Source organism: Hamadaea flava, assembly GCF_024172085.1.
Classification (GTDB): domain Bacteria; phylum Actinomycetota; class Actinomycetes; order Mycobacteriales; family Micromonosporaceae; genus Hamadaea; species Hamadaea flava.
In genome coordinates, this window is record NZ_JAMZDZ010000001.1 from 3,964,235 (window position 1) to 3,982,717 (window position 18,483).

At 65.1% G+C, this 18,483-nt stretch carries 13 protein-coding genes; 7 read left to right on the plus strand and 6 right to left on the minus strand.

Annotated features, from left to right (window positions below):
- The first annotated feature begins 82 nt into the window (after positions 1–82).
- The 7 genes from fxlM (HDA40_RS18600) to HDA40_RS18630 all read left to right on the plus strand — a co-directional run bounded on the left by fxlM (HDA40_RS18600) (position 83) and on the right by HDA40_RS18630 (position 9,151).
- The gene (gene fxlM, locus HDA40_RS18600; protein WP_253763676.1) at positions 83–1,294 is read left to right on the plus strand and encodes a methyltransferase, FxLD system; all 1,212 of its coding nucleotides are present in this window, start codon (positions 83–85) and stop codon (positions 1,292–1,294) included.
- Between the two features lie 102 nt (positions 1,295–1,396).
- Positions 1,397–2,605 carry a methyltransferase, FxLD system gene (gene fxlM / locus HDA40_RS18605; protein WP_253757582.1) on the plus strand — a complete coding sequence of 403 codons (1,209 nt, stop codon included), beginning with the start codon at positions 1,397–1,399 and terminating at the stop codon, positions 2,603–2,605.
- A gap of 80 nt (positions 2,606–2,685) precedes the next feature.
- Entirely contained in the window at positions 2,686–2,853 is a 168-nt protein-coding gene (locus HDA40_RS18610; protein ID WP_253757584.1) for an FxLD family lanthipeptide, read from the plus strand.
- A 164-nt stretch (positions 2,854–3,017) separates the two neighbouring features.
- Positions 3,018–6,023, plus strand: a complete 3,006-nt coding sequence (locus HDA40_RS18615) for a lantibiotic dehydratase (RefSeq protein ID WP_253757586.1) — start codon at positions 3,018–3,020, stop codon at positions 6,021–6,023.
- Positions 6,020–7,243 (plus strand): lanthionine synthetase C family protein, encoded by a 1,224-nt coding sequence (locus HDA40_RS18620; RefSeq protein WP_253757588.1) that lies wholly within the window; start codon positions 6,020–6,022, stop codon positions 7,241–7,243. The genes HDA40_RS18615 and HDA40_RS18620 overlap by 4 nt, the downstream gene beginning before the upstream one ends.
- A gap of 13 nt (positions 7,244–7,256) precedes the next feature.
- The gene (locus HDA40_RS18625) at positions 7,257–8,069 is read left to right on the plus strand and encodes a thiopeptide-type bacteriocin biosynthesis protein (protein ID WP_253757590.1); all 813 of its coding nucleotides are present in this window, start codon (positions 7,257–7,259) and stop codon (positions 8,067–8,069) included.
- The gene (locus HDA40_RS18630) at positions 8,066–9,151 is read left to right on the plus strand and encodes a hypothetical protein (RefSeq protein WP_253757592.1); all 1,086 of its coding nucleotides are present in this window, start codon (positions 8,066–8,068) and stop codon (positions 9,149–9,151) included. Before HDA40_RS18625 ends, HDA40_RS18630 begins: the two co-directional genes overlap by 4 nt.
- A 69-nt stretch (positions 9,152–9,220) precedes the next feature.
- Here HDA40_RS18630 and HDA40_RS18635 read toward each other — a convergent pair whose 3' ends face one another.
- The 6 genes from HDA40_RS18635 to HDA40_RS18660 form a co-directional block, all read right to left on the minus strand.
- Positions 9,221–10,270: a DUF4365 domain-containing protein gene (locus tag HDA40_RS18635; RefSeq protein ID WP_253757594.1), complete on the minus strand. Its 1,050-nt coding sequence runs from the start codon at positions 10,268–10,270 to the stop codon at positions 9,221–9,223.
- A gap of 70 nt (positions 10,271–10,340) precedes the next feature.
- Entirely contained in the window at positions 10,341–11,750 is a 1,410-nt protein-coding gene (locus HDA40_RS18640; RefSeq protein ID WP_253757596.1) for a hypothetical protein, read from the minus strand.
- Between the two features lie 2 nt (positions 11,751–11,752).
- On the minus strand, positions 11,753–14,050 hold the full coding sequence (locus HDA40_RS18645; protein ID WP_253757598.1) for an ATP-binding protein: 2,298 nt from the start codon (positions 14,048–14,050) through the stop codon (positions 11,753–11,755).
- A 121-nt stretch (positions 14,051–14,171) separates the two neighbouring features.
- Positions 14,172–15,218 carry a DNA adenine methylase gene (locus tag HDA40_RS18650; RefSeq protein WP_253757600.1) on the minus strand — a complete coding sequence of 349 codons (1,047 nt, stop codon included), beginning with the start codon at positions 15,216–15,218 and terminating at the stop codon, positions 14,172–14,174.
- Between the two features lie 212 nt (positions 15,219–15,430).
- A complete protein-coding gene (locus tag HDA40_RS18655) occupies positions 15,431–16,570 on the minus strand; it encodes a hypothetical protein (protein ID WP_253757602.1) in 1,140 nt (379 codons plus the stop codon).
- The gene (locus tag HDA40_RS18660) at positions 16,567–17,727 is read right to left on the minus strand and encodes a hypothetical protein (protein WP_253757604.1); all 1,161 of its coding nucleotides are present in this window, start codon (positions 17,725–17,727) and stop codon (positions 16,567–16,569) included. The genes HDA40_RS18655 and HDA40_RS18660 overlap by 4 nt, the downstream gene beginning before the upstream one ends.
- Positions 17,728–18,483 lie beyond the last annotated feature (756 nt).

The window sequence follows — 18,483 nt, forward strand, 5'->3', positions numbered from 1 at the left end:
CAGCCTGCAACGACGCCGCGATGACCGGCTCGGTGCAGGCGGTGTCCAACCGATGTGAGCGAAGGAGTGCCGAGTGGTCGAGATGATCGACACCGACCGTGCCGCCGGGGCGCGTCATGCGCTGGTCGCCGAACTACGCGACCGGGGAAAGATCCTGTCCGGGGCGGTCGAGCGGGCCTTCCGGCGCGTTCCCCGCGAACGGTTCATGCCCGGTGACACCGAGTTCGCGATGGCGTACGGCTACGACAACTCCGTGGTGATCAAGCGGGACGGGCAGGGCCGAGCGCTGTCCTCGGTGTCCGCGGCGTACATCCAGGCCGTGATGCTGGAGATGGCGCAGCTGCGCCCCGGCATGACGGTGCTGGAGATCGGCTCGGGTGGGCTGAACGCCGCCTACATCGCCGAGGTCGTCGGCCCCGAAGGGCGCGTCGTCAGCATCGACATCGACCCGGAGGTCATCGACCGGGCCGCTGTCGCCCTGGACGCCACGGGCTACAGCAGCCGTGTTCACGTGCTCGTGGCCGACGCTCAGCACGGCGTACCGGACGAGGGGCCGTTCGACGCGATCATCGTGACGGTAGGCGCGTGGGACATCGCCCCGGTCTGGCTGACGCAGCTGCGGCCCGAGGGCATGCTCGTCGTCCCGCTGGTCATGAACAACGTGACCCGCGTGATCGCCTTCCGCCGCGACGGCGATCACCTGGCCAGCACAGCGACCGAGGTCGCGGGCTTCGTCGCGATGCAAGGCGACGGCGCTCGTGCGGACGACCTGGTCGAGCTGCCCGACCCGACGGGCGGCACGGTCAGGCTCTCATTCGACTCCGGCGCGCCCAGCGACCTCGGGCAGCTGTCCGGAGTGCTGGCGGCCGGCGCGACCGAGTCATGGTCGCAGGTCGCGATCGCCAACGGAGTCTCCTTCGCCGACCTGCACTTGTGGTTCGCGTGGTTCCTCGGCGGGTTCTGCCGCCTGTCCGCCGACGACGGCACCGACGTGGCCGCGTCGAAGCGGTGGCTGCCGTTCGCGACGGTACGCGGAGCCGGGCTGGCCTACCTGATCCTTCGCGATGCGCCGGGCGGGGCGGAGTTCGGTGCCCGCGCCTACGGCCGCGACGGGCAGCTGGCCGCCGACGCGCTGAACGAGCAGGTTCAGGCGTGGCACAGATCCGGACGACACACCACGCCCACGTTCGCCTACCGGCCCAACGGCCGCGACGCCTCACCCATCCCCGCCGACGCTGCGGTCATGAGCAAGACCCACGGCGTCCTCACGATCACCTGGCCCACGAGCAGCTGACTCTCCCCAAGCCAGTCCGCTGGGCCAGGCCCGACAACCCGACCGCCACAACCACCGGGCGACAGGACACGGCTCCGGCCGCCCACGAGCAGAAGGAATCCGATGACATTGCAGGTCGATGACGCAGCCGCCTTGCGCCAGGCCATGGTGACGCAACTGCGCGACGAAGGTCTCATCACCACCGAAGGCGTCGCCGCGGCGATGAACACCGTGCCCCGACACGACTTCGCGCCCGGAGAACCGCTGGAGAAGGTCTACCAGACCAACACCACGCTCGTTCCGAAGATCGACGCCCAGGGGCGGCAGACCAGCGTCGTCTCGGCCTCGCACATCCAGGCCATCCAGCTCGAACAGGCCGACGTACATCCCGGCATGAGCGTGCTGGAGATCGGCTCGGGCGGCTACAACGCCGCCCTCATCGCGGAGATGGTCGGGCCGACCGGCTCGGTCACGACGGTGGACATCGACGCCGACGTCATCGGCCGCGCCCGCGCGGGCCTGCAGCGGGCGGGCTACGACCAGGTCCACGTCGTGCACGCCGACGCCGAACACGGCGTGGCCCACCACGCGCCCTACGACCGGATCATCGTCACGGTCGGGGCATGGGACATCCCGCCCGCCTGGCTGGACCAGCTCACCCCGGACGGGCGCATCGTGGTCCCGTTGCGCTTCGCCGGGATCACCCGGCTTATCGCCTTCGACCGCACCCTGGACAGCCCGATGCTGACCGCCAGCAACTACCGGCTCGGCTCGTTCGTGCCGATGCAGGGCGACGGCGCCGCCAACGAGCAGCTCATCGCGGTCACCCCCGACGTCGGTCTGCGCCTGGACCAGAACAGCGAGCTGACCTTCGACGTGCCGGCGCTGCGCAAGGCCCTCAACACCAAGCCCGTGGAGGGCTGGTCGGGTACGCCGTTCGACATGCCCGACGAGCTGGAGCTGTACCTGCTGACCGCCGGGCCGCAGATGCCGATGCTGCACGCGGCGCAGGCCGCCATCGAGCAAGGCGTGCTCAACCGCACGGTCCGCACGGGCACCCCGGCGCTGGTGCGCGGCGACACGTTCGCCTACCGGATCAAGCGGGAGAACCCGGAGGCCGTCAGCGGCTTCGAGACCGGCGTCATCGCCCACGGACCGCAGGCCGAGCAGGTCGGCGCCGAGCTGCTCAACATGGTCCGCGCCTGGGCGGGCCGCTACTACCGGCGCGGCGCGGCCCGCATCACCTACCACCCGAACCCCGCCGACACCAGCGGAGTCATCGGGTGGCACACGACCAAGCGACACGGCGTCCTGGCCGTCGACTGGTCCTAACAGGCTTCGGTGCTCACCTGGGCGACCCACGCCCAGGTGAGCACCGGGGAACCATATCCACCCTCACCAAGGAGGTTGTCATGACCACCCAGCTCGCCCCGGCCCCGACCGACGTCGACGGCCGCGCGCTCGACGACTTCGACCTCGACATCTCGTTCATCGAGGCCGGGGGCACCGTCGAGCACATCATCAAGATGACCGAGGACAACTGCGGCAGCACCTGCGAGTCGGCCTGCACCAGCTGCTGACCGCTGCATCGACCGTCGGCGGCCACGGACTCTAGCCCGGCCTCGGTGATCTAGCCGACGAGCCGCCATCGCACTCGGTCACGGGATGCCCGGCCCTGGAACACGCTCCAGCGCCGGGCATCCCCATCCACCAACAAGACGATCACAGACCTGGGGAGGTCGGTGTGTACCGCAGCGTGAACAACGCTCTGATGCTGCGCGCGTCAGTGCTCCACCCGGGCTACCTCGCAAGCTGGCCCGACCTGACCACCAGCAACGGACCCGGCACCTGGCGGCCGTGGCTCGAGGAAGCCCTGTCGATTCCATGGTTCGCCGCCGCGCTGGCGCACGCCTCGCCCGACCTCGCCGAGCGCACCACCGCGGCCGTCAAAGGCGACCTGCCACCAGCCGCTGTCCGGCGGGTGGTGCTCGGGGTCATGCGCTATCTGCTGCGCGCGACCAGCCGCGCCACTCCCTTCGGGCTGTTCGCCGGTGTCGCTCCCGCCACTGCGAACGGCACAGCCACCCTCCGTTGGGGTGCCGACCACCGGCCCTTCGCCCGCCTGCAGGCGGCGTGGCTGGCCGGTGTCCTGGACGGCCTGGAGTCAGACCCGCTGCTACGCCCGCACCTGATCGTCCGGGCGAACAACCTGCTCGTAGAGCGGTCGGGCAAGGTCGTGCTGGAGTACCGTGCCGCCACCAGCGACCCTCGTGGCGCGCCGGCCCATCTGCGCATCAAAGCCAACGACTCGATCCGCGCCGCGCTGAGCCTGGCGGCTGAGCCGATCAGCTGGGCCGACCTCAGCGGCAAGCTCGCGGCCGAACACGGAGCCCCCTCCGAAGGGGCCGATCGGCTGATCGGCCAGATGGTGGCCCAGCGGCTACTGCTCACCAGCCTGCGCCCACCATCGATCCAGACCGATCCGCTCACGCACGCCGTCAACGAGCTGGAAGCCCTCGCCACCGGCTCGGACATCGTTCTGAGCCAACTGCGTACCCTGCGCCATCTACGGGCACGGCACGACAACGCCCCCGACCAGACGAGCGCCGACGAGCGCCGCCGGGACCTCAGCCGGGCCGCCGCCGCGATCCGCCTCGGACCAGCTGTCGGCATCGACCTACGGCTGGACTGCGACCTCGTCCTACCCAGGGCGGTGACGGCCGAGGCAGGTCGTGCCGCAGCCGCGCTGACCCACCTGGCCCGCCCGTCCGCGCGCCGGTGGCGCGACTGGCACGCCCGGTTCCTGAACCGGTACGGCCTGCGCGCCCTCGTCCCGATCCTGGACGCGGTCGATGGGCAGGTGGGCCTCGGCTACCCGGACGGCTTCACCGGCGAGCCCGCCGAGGACGCGACCGAGCTGCACGACCGGGACCGGCGCCTGCTCGCCTTGGCGCAGCGGGCCGCTCTGCGGGGCGAACACGAGGTGGTCCTCGACGATGCTTCGCTGGAGCGGGTGGCCGGCGCAGCCCCGACCGAGGTGTACCCGACCGCTGAACTCACCGTCCGCGTCCACGCCGAGTCACTGCAAGCCATCGACAGAGGAGACTTCCAGCTGTCGATCGTGCGCGCCTCCGGGCAAGCCTTCTCCACCGCGGGGCGGTTCCTCGACCTGTTCGGTGAAGCAGCCCAACAGCGTATGGCTGCCGAGGCAGTCGCCAGCCCGACCGCCAGCGAGGGAGCCCTGCTGGCGCAGCTGACGGCCGTGACTCGATACACGATCAGCCTGGACGTCAATCGCGCCGGACAACTGCTGCCCCACCTGATCCCGGTCGGCGAGCACCACCGCCCGTCGCAGGCCACGATCGCCTTGGACGACATCGCCGTCACCGCCGACGTCCACCGCCTCTATCTGATCTCCATCTCCCGTCAGCGCGCGCTGCAGCCGGTCGCGGTCAACGCCGTCGAACCGGTCCGCCACGCCCACCCGCTAGCGCGGTTCCTCGCCGAAGCACCCGTGGCGCTGGCCACCGCCTGCACTCCGCTGGAGTGGGGACCAGCAGCCAAGGGCCTGCCGTTCCTGCCCGCCCTGCGCTATGGCCGCACACTGCTGAGTCCCGCCCGCTGGCACCTGGCGGCAGAGGAGCTGCCCAACCGCCACGCACCCTGGCCCGACTGGGATACGGCACTTGGGGACTGGCAGGAGGCCACCGGCTGCCCCCGCCTGGTCGCGCTCGGCGTCGGCGACCAAACGATCAGACTCGACCTGGGCGAACCCGCCCACCGGGCTCTGTTACGCGACCACCTGACCCGCGAACCCACCGCACTGCTCCGCGCCACCGCCGACGGCAACGAGTGGATCGGCGGCCACGCCCACGAGATCGTCATCCCCCTGTTCGCCACCGCCACAAGGCCACCAGCCCCCCGCATCAGCCAGACGACGGTCGACGGTCGCAACCACGGCATCCTGCCCGGCGGTGACCACCACTACCTCAAGATCTACGCCCGGCCCGACGAACAGGACACCATCCTCAGCAGCCATCTGCCCCGGCTGTTGTCCCGCTACCCCGAGGCAGGACCCTGGTGGTACCTGCGCTACGCCGACCCCGAACCGCACCTGCGGCTGCGCCTACCCGGCGTGCCCCGCGAGGCCGTCTACAGCTGGACGCGACAGCTGCACGCCGACGACCTGACCCGCCGAGTCCAGTGGGACACCGACTTTCCCGAACCGGGCCGTTTCGGCGGCCCAGGCGCGTACGTGGTGACTACGGCAGTGTTCGGCGTCGACTCGGAGGCCGCGCTCGCCGAGCTGGCGACATCCCTGAGCCATCCTGCCATCCATCGGCAGGCGTTGACCGCCGCCAGCATGGTCGATCTCGTCCACGCCGTCATCGGGGACCCGGCCGAGGCCATGCGCTGGCTGATCTCCCACGCCCGCACCCACCGGCCCGCGCCCGCACGAACCGTGTACGACGACGCAGTGCGCCTGGCCAACCCCTACAACCACTTCGCGTTGCGTGCCCAGCCAGGCGGTGTCGCCATCGCCGAAAGGTGGGCAGCACGCCGCCGGGTCATTACCGCCTGGCGTAGTGACCTCCCCGGCGTCAGCATCACCAGCCGGGCCGACCTGCTGCCCGACCTGCTGCACCTGCATCACGTTCGCGTCATAGGACTCGACCTGGAAAGCGAACGCGCCTGCCTGCACCTCGCCCGCGCCGCCGCCCTCAGCTGGACGACAAGGAGCACCCCGTGACCGCCCCCGCCACCACTACCCACCGCGCGGACCCGCTCGCCGCCGTCTGCACCCGCCTCGCCGACCCTTCGATCGTCGGCCCGTCGCCAGATGGACGGACCCGGCCGCAGTCGTTGGCCGGTGGCGCGGTCGGTATCGCGCTGCTACACATCGAGCGCGCCGTGTCCGGCCTCGGCGACGAAGCCACCGCCCACACCTGGATACGCGCCGCGGCCAGCGAGCCGGTCAGCATCGGCCGCAACTCCGACCCGTTCCACGGAGCCCCCGCACTGGCGTTCATGTTCCACATTGCGAGCCCGCTCGGTGGCTACCGCCGCGCCGCCAACAGCCTCGACGAGGCCACCAGCGTCCTCACCCGGCAACGGTTGGCCGCCGCGCACGCCCGCATCGACCGCCGCGAGCCGCTTCCCATGTTCGAGTTCGACCTCGTGCACGGTCTGACCGGCCTGGGCCTGTACCACCTGCACGCCCACCCCGACCACCCGATCAGCGGCGATCTGGTGGCCTACCTTACCCGCCTCACCGAACCCCTCGGCGACAACACCGACCGGCCGCCGTGGTGGCTGCCCTCCGGCCTCGGCGGCGTACCCCACGACGAGTTCCCCCACGGCCACGGCAACATCGGAACCGCCCACGGCATCAGCGCCGTCATCGCCCTGCTCGCCTACGCTATCCTGCACGGCCATGACACGCCCGCCGCCCGCGACGCGCTCAACCACCTATGCGACTGGACCGACCACTACCGCCAAGACGACCCCGCCGGAACCTGGTGGCCCGGCTACGTAGCACCCGGCACCGCCCTCAAACGCCACCGGCCGTCCTGGTGCTACGGAACCCCCGGCACCGCCCGCGCCCAGCAACTCGCCGGGCAGGCCCAACGCGACACCACCCGCCAGCAGCGCGCCGAGGAGGCGATGCTCACGGTGCTCGCCGATGAGGCCCAGCGCCAGCGGCTCTCGGAGATCGGTCTATGCCATGGCAAAGCCGGGCTGCTGCAATCCGGCTGCCGCATGGCGGCCGACAGTACCGACCCGGGCCGATCGGCCCAGCTCGCCGCCCATCTTCCCAGCCTGGCCGCCGAGCTTGCCACCCAACTCACCAGCGAAGTCTCAGCCGATCCGGAACTGATGAACGGCACCGCCGGAGCCGCGCTCGCCCTGCACACCGCCACCACCGGCAACCCGGCCACCGGCTGGGACGCCTTCCTCGCCCTGTCCTGACCGGCGAAACGCCATGACCACACCCGGATGGCGGCAGACCACCATCACCTTCGCCGACCCCGACACCGCCGAGCAGACCGCCGTCGACCACCTCGCGCCGATCCTGGCCGACGCCGAAGCCCGCAGCCTCATCACCGCCTGGTTCTACGTACGCAAAGGCGAATGGCGGCTGCGATACCTGCCCAGCACCAGCAACGGTCCTGCCGAGGACCATGTCAGCAGCGAGCTGCAACGGCTCATTCGGCTCGGCATCGTTCTCGGCGCCGTCGCCGGCATCTACGAGCCCGAGGTCTACGCCTTCGGCGGCCCCGACGCCATGGACATCGCCCACCAACTCTGGCACCACGACAGCCGCCACCTCCTCGCAGGCAGCATGGCGCACCAGCGCGAGCAGTCGATCATGCTGGTCGCGGCGATGATGCGGGCGGCAGGGCTGGACTGGTATGAGCAAGGCGATGTGTGGGCACGTGTCGCCGAGCACAGGGACCCGCCGGACCCCGGCCACGTCGCGTCTCTGCAGCACGCCACGCAGCGGCTCCTCACGGTCGACATCGTCAGCCTCACCGTCCCAGGAGCCACGATGGCGACCTGTTCGGCCCTGGTCGAGGCGTACATCGCCGCTGGTGACAGCCTGCGGCGACTCAACCAGGCCGGACGGCTCCAGCACCGCGGACTACGAGACATCCTCACCCATCACGTGATCTTCGCCTGGAACCGGCGCAGCATCCCCGGCCTGCACCAAGCAGCCATCGCTGCAGCCGCGAAGATCCTCATCTTCGGCCCCGGCCCCAACGTCGACCCTCTCACCACAGGCGGTGAAGCATGAATCCAGACGTCGCCCGTCGCTTTCCTCTAATCGCCCGCCCTCGCCCCGCCTGCACGCCCCTGGTCCAGCGCGTCGCCGACCTCGAACACCGTGCCGGTCTCGCCCGAGAGCAACACGACGTGGCCTCCGCGACCGCAGTCTTCAACCTCGCCGCCCTGCTCGCGTCCGACTGCGGCCTACCCGATCTCGCCCGCACCTGGTGCCACCGGCTCGCTGCCGTCGCGCTGGCCAACCGCACCGAGCCCCGACATGCCCTCGAACCCATCGTCAACCTCGCACGTCTGCGCATCCGCGCAGGCGACGGCCCCACCGCGTGGACTCTGTTGGAGACCCTCTACCAGGCAATCGCCACCCGCACCGACACCGTGATCGACGGCATCCTGATCCCGGCCGCAAACCTCACCGAAGCACCCGCCAGCCACGCCAACGCATGTACCTGGCTATGGAGCGTCCTACTCGGCACTGGCGCCCACGCCCTCGCCACCGCCGGCCGCTGGGACGATGCAAGCCAACGCCTCGCCCAACATAACGGCGTCGGCGTGCGCATGCTCGACGGCCGACAGGTCGCCGTCATCGCCCACGCCACAGCGGGCCGTCACCGGGAGGCGCACGCCGTGCTGAGCGCAACCCGCCCCGGCGAGGCATGGGAAAATGCTGTCACCGCGGCCATGTGGATGCATATACCGAATGACGGTCCAGACGAGGCGGCTATCGCGGCGCTAACCGCCTACCACGCGCTTGGACCTGCACAGCCAGGGCTCGCCGTCTTCCAAACCAGGCTGGGCCTCACCATCGTCGACGCCCTCGACGCCAACCATCCCGCACGCGAACCCATTGCCGCTGGCCTGATCAGGCAGGGCGTCAACGACGGCTACGCCGCCCGCGAACTACTGGGCCACCCGGGATGCCTCAGTGCCGCCAGCAGACAGCAGGCCGATGATCTCGCCAGCCTCGCCTCCCGATGCGGCCTCGGCCAAGGAGGTGTACCCGGGACGCTGCTCGCATGCCTTTACAACGCACTCGACGTTGCCGAAGCCACAATCAAACGCTCAGGTCGGGGGCACGCCCATGGACCTGCCTAGCCAGTCCTGCTCCCATGCCCGCCGCACCAGGGCCGGATTCGGGCAGCGCATATGTCACTGACGCGCCCACTACGCGATGTCAAGCCAGCCCTGCGTCGTTACAGCCGACATCAGCTGCCGCACCTCGGGCATGGCTTGAAGTTGGGGGTACTCATCGGCAAGCTGCGTTACTGCTTCGGAGGCATCATCGCCAAACTGATATTGCAATACAGCCACGGCCTTTACGGCTAGGAACTCATCGTGAGTCCTAATTGCCTCCTGCAAGACTTCATCGAACAGGCGGACCACATCTGGACCCCACCCCGAAGAGAGAAGTAAATAGACGTCCTCACCGACGCTTCCGCGTCGAAACATGTTTTCGCGGTCGACCAACTTCAAGAGCAGGATTGCGTCTGTAACGGTCCATCGGAATCGGCTCACAACGGCGGCCTTTGTTTTACCCGCGACAGTACGCGTCGGACTCGGCCATATGTCAGGATGGAATTGTACGCAATGGGCAAGCGCGTAAGCGGCGTCCGGAAGGACCTCAGGATGCAACTGACCTAAGGCGTACCTAAGCATCACGAGCGCTCTGTAGTCGACTTGGCCGACTGCGAAGCAATCCCATACCGCCGCGCCTTGTTTGTCGGGTGCATCTGAATACAAGCCCAACACGGAGCCTAATGGCGTTGACGCCCGACGTGCTGCCAACAGAAACGACTGCCAGCTTTCGCCATTCAGGACGAGGCTCGCGTATATCCGCCCAGATTGGTTATCGGGAAGAGTTCTAAGCTCCTCTGTGAGGTTAATCCAGTACAGCACATCAGCAGTAGGATCGTGGACTATGCCGAATACGGGCAGCGTCGATTCCGTCCAGAAGGCATAGTCCGCAGGGCTGTATGGTACGAACCATCCCTTAGATGACGAGTAGGAATTTCCTCCCTTAATCTGTAAAGCTATCACCTGGCCCGTTACTTCCCGCTCATCGGAGATGTCGACGTACGCATCTTTGCCATAGTCGTTGCTCTGGCTCACTTCGAGGAACACTTGGCCACGTGATTCAAAAAGCTCACGCACGCGATTAACCGCAGCCCGCTCGACGATGCGTTGATCGGTAATCTGCTTACGACCCGAGGACACGTTACACCCACTCTGAGACAGTCAAATCGCCAGACGACGAACGCGATTGCCTGGCGTCTCCTCATTCGCGCTAGGGCGACTCGCCAGAGCTAACACTGCGTTCCGTGAGCATTCGCAGCACCTTCTCTGCGTTGGCCAATGGATACGCCGCCCAATGGTGTGCCAGCGCCACAGGTATGAGGGCGTCATCATAAAGCCTTGTGCCGATGCCATCGAGGACATCTAGCGCTCTACTCAATGCTGGAAACCGAACGAAGTCACTGTAATCGGCCTCGCCGTAACCATATGCCAACTCGGTTTCTGGAACGACCGTGCTGACCAATAGTTGCCCGTCCGCCGAGTGGTAGAACAACTTCCGACCAAAGTAGGTTTCAGCCAGGCTGCGCACCCTGAGTCTCTTGGTCATATACACGTCATCGAGGCGCATCAGATGGCGTCGCTTCACAAATCGTCGTATGCCGTGGAAGTGCTCGACCGGGTACCCGCTCTTTGCGACTCCGATCACGACGGGCGGCTGATGACCACGAAGCCTTGCACGTCGCATGATCTCCTGCCAACAGCCTCGGAGCCCGTGCTGAAAACGTGCTGGTTCACCGAAGAGAGCGAGGTCGCCGTCACAGATAAACGCGGTCTGTTGGAGCATGCGGGGCGACATGGCCTCAATGCCCAACGCAACGCCAATCAAAACGAGATGTTCGATGACCTGACTGGTCCGGCTTAACACTTGCTTATTGCTGTCGTCTGAATTGAATTGTTCCCAAATGCGCAAGGCGTCTGTCGGCCATACATTGGCACCGCACTCGGCACACTTACTCATAGACAGCGCCGGAATCGGGGCACCCTTATAGCCGCGAGGCGGCTCGTTCAGTGAACACTTCTTGTTGGGGCACTTCGTCAGAAGCAAATTGCCGCGCGCGGCGGCGGACGCCTCGTGTGGTCGAGCATAGCGCTGCGTTTCCAGCAGAAGTTGGAGGAGCGTTCGCTGCTGGATGACGGTGTCCGCGAATAGATCGAAGAATTCCGCACGAAAGGCTTCGTCGGGATCTTCAAAACTTTCGTGCTCCAAGAAGGAGCCCGGTAGGAATCCGGATACGACGGAGGACTCCGTGGCATCTGCTAGCCGGGCTGGGTCGACGAACGGACCAGTCCGCTCGAGCATCTGTCGGAGGTCGATGAACACGCCGGCTATCTGCATATAAAGCACGCGGGTCGAAGGATACCTGTCATAAGCTTCCTGGTCCTCGTGTCCGGAACCGTCTACGCAAACCACGTACTTGATCTCAGGACTATGCACCTGCCCGAGTGTGTCTGCATCAACAATCCGCTCAAGGATCATAGACTCGTCGAAGGCGTCCTCGGGCTTGTGATAACGCGCCAGCCGTTCTGCGATGATCGGATTGGCGGACGTTGGAAGGTGACCTAGACGGGATGCCATTTCATAACGAATCGCGCCAAGTGCCGAACGAGAAGTGTACGACATGTTCAGCCTTCGAGCTCGAACATCGGTTCGGTCTGGGGCGGGAACTTGTTCGAGTAGATCTCGTCGGGATCTGGGCAATCTTCAAAGGAGTCGACCTTTGCCACATCCGGGGCGAAGTCATTACTCCGCACGGTGGGCGGAAGTCCGCACTCCTGCCGGATGCGATTGACCATCGACAGGTCGAATTTGGCAACCTGTATGGGGAGGGTATAGGGCGACGAGTCTGTGCGGAGGCGCACGAATCCTCGGTCGTCAGCCGTTAGGATTTGATCAGTGAAGTCTGCGAAGTCATAGAATTTTGCTAGCTTGGCGACCTCAGCAGAATTGTTCATATATGCGCACACCCAATTGGCAGTGTTCGAGAGGATCGACTGGTCGACCGTCGATACTTCCTGAGTGGCGTAGATTAGCCCGATCTTGTACTTGGCCGCCTCTCGCGCCAGCCGAACGTACGGATCGTTAGCCGTGGTTGTCTTCGCGAACTTGTCCCGGTCAAGCAGACGATGCGCTTCCTCCAGGAAGATCTGCATGGGTCGCGGCGACATTCCTTCGCGAAATCTCTTCGAGGCGTTACCCAGGATCACTGTGATGACACGCTCAGCGCAGACCTGCAATACCTGCTCTGACCCGCGCGAGAGGTCGACGATGACCAGTCGCCCCCGAGCGAGGTCGGCGTAGATCGACGGAGCAAAGTCCGTGGTCGCATCGCCTGAGTGGTATTCGTTCAGAAATCGGAGGATCTTCCACCCGCTTGCCGAACCGGTGGGCGAGAGCATGTTCACCATGCCATCGATGGCCGGGTCTCCGTGGCCGCCGGAGGCTCGGTCCGCGACCCATAGACTGACGGCCTCTACGCTGGTTTCCTCTGCCTCTTCATCCGTCTTGGCTTTCCGCCCGCCGCGGGCCCGGCCAGCCGACTTCGCAGCGCGAGAAGCTTCCGTGGCGATGCGCACACAAGCCTCTTCCAGTTGCGCACCGGTGAGATACAGGTACTGCCCTTGAGCGCTAACGTCGAGACCCCGTACATCCTTCAGGAGGTCACGCGTCCCCTGGTTCACCGGTAACTGGAAGCGCCATTTGGACGGTGGGCGCAGACCAGCCTTGTGAAGGATGGCGAAGTACATCGCCCGTACTGCCAGCAGGCGCTTTTTGTCGCCCGTGTCATCGACATCGTCAGGGCTTCGAGTTGGGTCGCAGGCCAGGAAGTTGTTGATATAGACCTTGTTCTCGCCGGCAAGGAACGAGTTGACCAGGCTCCAACACCCGTTGATCTGCTTGTCGTCAAAAAAGTTCAGGGACAAAGGGCGAATGTTGGCGGCACGTTCCTGATGTGTTGCGCCAAGCCGGTAGATCCTCACGTTGTCGCCGAGCTGCGAGAGCGCTGTTCCGTCCTGGCGATTGGCGTAAGCGTATTCACCGGCAGGGTCGAAGATCAGCTGTCCGACCCGTGTGCCCGTTCTGTGCGCATATAGATGGACTGCGGACGCCAGAACTTTCATGGTGTTCGACTTGCCAGCGCGGGTCATGCCGAAGACTGCGGTCTTATGGGCGACGAAGTCCTTAGGGCGAACCTTCACGTCTACTTCGGTGCCTTGACCGTCGGTCTTGGCAACCCGCTCGCGCCTGCGAGCTGATGAGTACCGCAACGTGCCGATGACCATAGTTGCGTCGGTGTCCGGCATGTCAGCGTTCGGAGCATCATCCCCTTGTTGATCTCCAGGGCGCTCACCCATAGGAAGCTCGACATGATCGATAATGATCTGAAGGCTTTCTCCGTGGGGCTTGGACACAAGGTAACCGGCGGCAGCGTAAACCGCGTCCACATCCTTGCCGAATACCAGGTCACCTGACTCGTTCTCGACGAACGTACCAAGCACGCGGCAGCGGAAGGCAGCCTGCTGCATCATGGCCTGGGTCAGGTTGTCGGTAGGCGGTGCTGGGTCCTGGTTCTGCCGGTAGTGGTTAGTGATAGCACGGTCAGTGTCAGCCGCACGAAGGTGGATCAAGTCTGCCTGATTGGGCAGCGATGTTTCGCAGATCACGCGAAGAAGGATGACGCTGCGGTCGGCCGGCGCGATCTCAGCGGACGCCTTCGGGTCGTCAAATCCCCTCGGGTACGCCAGGAGCAGGCAGTGCTGCGGCACGCCGTGAGCACGCATCATCCACGAGTCGTTGGTCAGCACACTGGCTTCGTGATAACCCAGGTTGAAGACGCCGCCGATCTTTACTGACTGCCGCACAAGGCGGAACAGCGGCGACTCTTCGGCTGCTGCGTGTTCTCCCAGACTGAGCGACGACATGGCGGAACCGATACCTCCGAGGGGCGGGGCTTAGGAGCTTCGATGAAGCGCAACCATGATGCAGCACGCGTAGGACACTTTGCACGCCGTCAGGAAGACGTCCAGGTTGCCTGGCGCGTCGCTAACGAACGGACGATCCCGCGACTACACGGTAGGACGAGGAGTCCGGAACGTCGAGGAAGTTGGTAACGAGCAGCTCGTCCCGCACTACGCGCGCCTGTTTGCGTTGGTTTTCGGCAGGCTGGCCAGCAGCGGTGTAGCGGTTCTTCACATAGATGAGGGTTCGCGTAGGGTTCGCCGGATAGAGTGAACGCGTCGTCGCGGTGTCGTCGTAGGACAAGATCCAGCGGAACGGAAGCTCCGTGGCCAACGTCTCGGCAAGTTGCTTGTGATGATCATCCTCGAAGGACCACACATATAGAGAGGGCGCCTTCTCGACATACGGCGGATCAAGGTAGACGAGGATCTCATCCTTGTCTACTAACTTGCCAAATGCGCTTTTGAGGCGTGCGAGACTTGTGGTCCAGTCCCCGTGCCAGACGTCAAGTAACCGGCCAGTATCGGCTAGCTCGCCGATGGCTCGGAGCCGCGTCGCGATTGCATCCTTGTTAAAACGGCAGTCGATCTTGTATGGGGAGGACTGAGCGCGACCTCCGATCGGACCAGCCCATCCATGGAGGATGCCCGAGAAGGTCGTCCTATTCATAAACAAGCATTTGAGGCCGCGCTCTTTGACGCCGCGGGGGTTCGACATTCGCCACCAGTCCCAGCGGTCGACCGTCACCTCCTCCTCCATCATCCTGTTGATGAGCCAACTGGTGTGGAAGGCAGCTGTGTACCAAAACGAAGAGACGAGCTCGTCTGCGTCCGCTAGGACGGCGTGTTGAACGGCCCCAGTTCCGAGCAACCGCAAAGCTGTCGATGCGCCGCCGCAGAAGGGCTCAAGCAAGAGCCGAGGCGGCGGAACATTCGCGCGCACCAACGACTCGATAATGGGTACGAGCTGCCGTTTTGCACCGGGATACCGGAGCGGGCTCAACACAGCCTGCCTGAACAACTTCTCATCCGTTACGGCGGCTGGCTTGTTCAGGACCTCATCGGCTGGCCACGGCCGAACCCTTTTAGGGACAGCTTGACTGCGCTCGCCTCGGACGACGTGCGCGGCCACCCTATGTTCCCTCCATGTTGAGATCGACTGGGCTACCGTATCTGCCGCTCCTTACCGAGGTCGGGAACGACACAGATTACGGCACCCAAACAGTACGGGCGTACTTCGGCACGATCAAGACCGTGGCGGCTACTAGTCACATAGCCGCTGCTAACAGCCATGATCGCCATCGCGGCCATGACCGCCACCACCGCATGGGGCTGTCTGCCGATTCACCGACCCGATTCGGTGGGCTCGGTTGAGCCGACGGCCGACGGCTGTGCGAAGACCTGACGGACAAAGTTCCGGAACTCTGCGTCCAGGCCAGCGACCGTCACAAGGAATCCACAGACGTCGGCAAGCAGCTTGGCTGCCAGAGGATCGAACGCGTCACCGAATGCCTGCGCGGCGGTTGAGGGCTCCTTGGCGAGCTGAGCCTCGGCTGCCCACTCGGCATACCTCAGCTCGTCGCTGATGGAGTTCGGGCGACGCAAGTGCCGCGTGAGAAGTTCGAGCAACTGTGGGTACCACGGAGGTAGCACCCCATCGGTTCCGCCGATAACCGTCTGTTTGGGCGCAAGGCGCTGCAGCATCTCTGCCAGCCGCCGTTTCTCTTGCAAGGCCATCTGGCCCCCGAAGAGATACTGCTGGAGAGCGGTGTCAATGTCAGTCACATGCACGGCCCGCACGTTTCGGGCTGCATGAGCGAGGGACAGTGTGTACAGCCAAGAGCAATCCAGAAACAACGCTCGATGTACCGGATGCTTCGGGTCGAGGACCTTCGCAACCTGCTCCAAGTGCGCAACCACCTGGAGCAGGTTGCGATGTTCCTCGTACACCCAGTAGTCGAATTGCCGGTATTCGGTGAGCTTGTCAAGCTTCTTGTCTAGATTGGTGAATGCTTTAAGGGACGCCTCGACCAGTTTTTGGTCGAAAAGAATCGAAACTGGACCAGTAGCCAGTTCCAGGACCGACGGATGAAACTCCTCAAGCCGAGCCAAATCGCCTGGCTCCAGGACAGAGATCCCAAGCCGCGCTGCGAGCTGGCGCGAAGCGGCAGTCACGCCGCCAGCCCGAACCATCCATGCATCGTCGGCGGCGAAGAAGTCCGACACGCCCCGCACCCAAAACATCCGCTCGGTCGAACCCCGCTGAGAGGTCTTGCAGTCCGAAATCACGGTGCGCAGTGCGAAGCCAGGACTGACAACGACTCCCAGAACGTCAAGGTCGGTAAAGGACTCGAAGCGCGGGGTCGCGCGGCCGGCGGCAGAGGGAATGTAGGCGCGCAGCGGCACATCGACGCGGGTAGAAAAGCCCATGCGCCACAGAAGGCGTCGAGAAGCGATCTTGAGTCCGAGGTCGTGCTCCGTCATAGTGCTGCCCTTCCCATGGCCGTAGCGATCAACGCGCTGTACTCCTTGTCGGTCAGCGTCTTTTTCTCCCGGCGACGGCTTACTGTCTGCAGTGGTGCTTGATAGGGCGAGTTAAGTGAGAGCAGACCTCGTGCCGCGTCGTCGCCGGCACGGTCCTCGATCGGCTCGCCGTAAGTCATGAGATCACGGGCAAGGCGGACCGCCTCCACGTTGTCGTCCGTGACGATCAGCTGGGGCATCACCCAGTTTCCAGACGGCACGAAGTCGACGATCTGCATGCGGAACAACAGCTGGTACTGCCGCTGGTGCGAGCCGTGCGGTCGAAGCCTGTGTCCCCGGTCCGGGTCCAGCAGCGCAGTGAGCACACGGGCGGGATCACGGGCACTAGTCGCGCCTCCGAAATGCTCACCGCACCGAACGCAGGCGATTACGGCCAACGCTTTCTCCAACACGGCCTTACGGGCAGTGAGAAGGCTCGGGTCCGGCAGGTATGGAAGCGTGGCGAAGGGCTGGTCGAATCCCTCCGGCCGGGTTACCGACGGCGCCAAGATGAAACCGCGGCTGATGGCGTCTGCCAAAGCTGGGAAGCCCTTGTCGTCCACGGGCAAGCCCTGGTGTGACCTCACAGCAGCGAGCTCCTCGGCGATGCGACCGCTCCCGTGTTGCTCCAGGAGGGACCCGAGCAGCGCCGGGTTCTCGAAGCCGAAGAACGGCGAATAGAGGACTTCACCATCGATCAACGCAACGCCGTTGATCAGCGATGCGGCCTTGCCGATCTCGATAAGGCGAGGAACATCGCGATGATCAAGACCGAGTTCGTTCTCCAGCTCCTCGCTCGGGACCGGCGAATGTGCAAGCCTGTCCACAACTGCCAGCATCTCCTGCTCAAGCTGGCTAGGCTGATCACTTCGCCAGGCGCCACCCAGACGTTCGTAGAGGTCCTCGTGGTACGGCACGTTCTCAGTGAAACCGAGGATCTTCTGGCCACGTCGCTGGACGTCATCAACGAGCCCCGCACGCTCTAGCGTGTCGACGACTGCACCGAAGGCGTACGGACTGATGTCGAGCTGCTCCGCCACGATGGTCTTGAGCGCCTCGGCATCTGATACAACGTCCTGTCCCCTGACCAGTGACGCGAGGCTGGCGGCCATACCCACGGTTCGAGTGTCCGCCAGAGGCGTCAGCGTGGCACTGTTCGGATCGACGTTGCGAAGACCGTTATGAATGTCATGGCACCTGAGGCCAGCCTTGAAGTCCCCGAGAGGCCCCGTCATCACCCATCCCCTTGCTGAGCGCTTATTCCGCACTAAACAGACAGGGCCCGGGTCAACGAGCCCAAGGGCTCGGTGAGGGGTGGTCGACCACGCGAACTGTCCTGCCGAAATCTACCGGACGCGTCCCGTTGATCCGAAATCGTTTCTGGCCCGCGTTGGCCCGCCTGCCCAGGCCGCGACGTACGCATAGTGCGAGACCGACGGACTAGCTCGACCCGGGGGGCAGGCTCTCGACTAAATCGACTATGTGCCGCGCTAAGCGACACTCGATGGTTAGATCAGCCGCTACCCGCCGAGTACCACCACGCCAGGATCAACCAGACCGCCCCGAGGCCGTACCGGCGAGGTTAAGGCACCCTCAGTCGCTTGATCGGCGCGGCGTCGGCCGAGAGCCGACGCCGCGCTCCGTATTCGATCAGCCGGTAGGTAGCCGCCATGTGCCGCTGATGATCGCGACGTCGCTGGTCGCGTCAGGCCGTTCCCATGTTCGACGGGACCCGCCGGGGGCACCACGCATGAGCAGCTAAAACAAGGCCCCGACCAGGGATTTCCCCGGCGGGGCCTTCGTACATCTGTCCGACTGTGTCCGGTGATTTCCGGGCGGCTGCGACTGTTCTTGCCGAATGCGTGCCCAAGTTT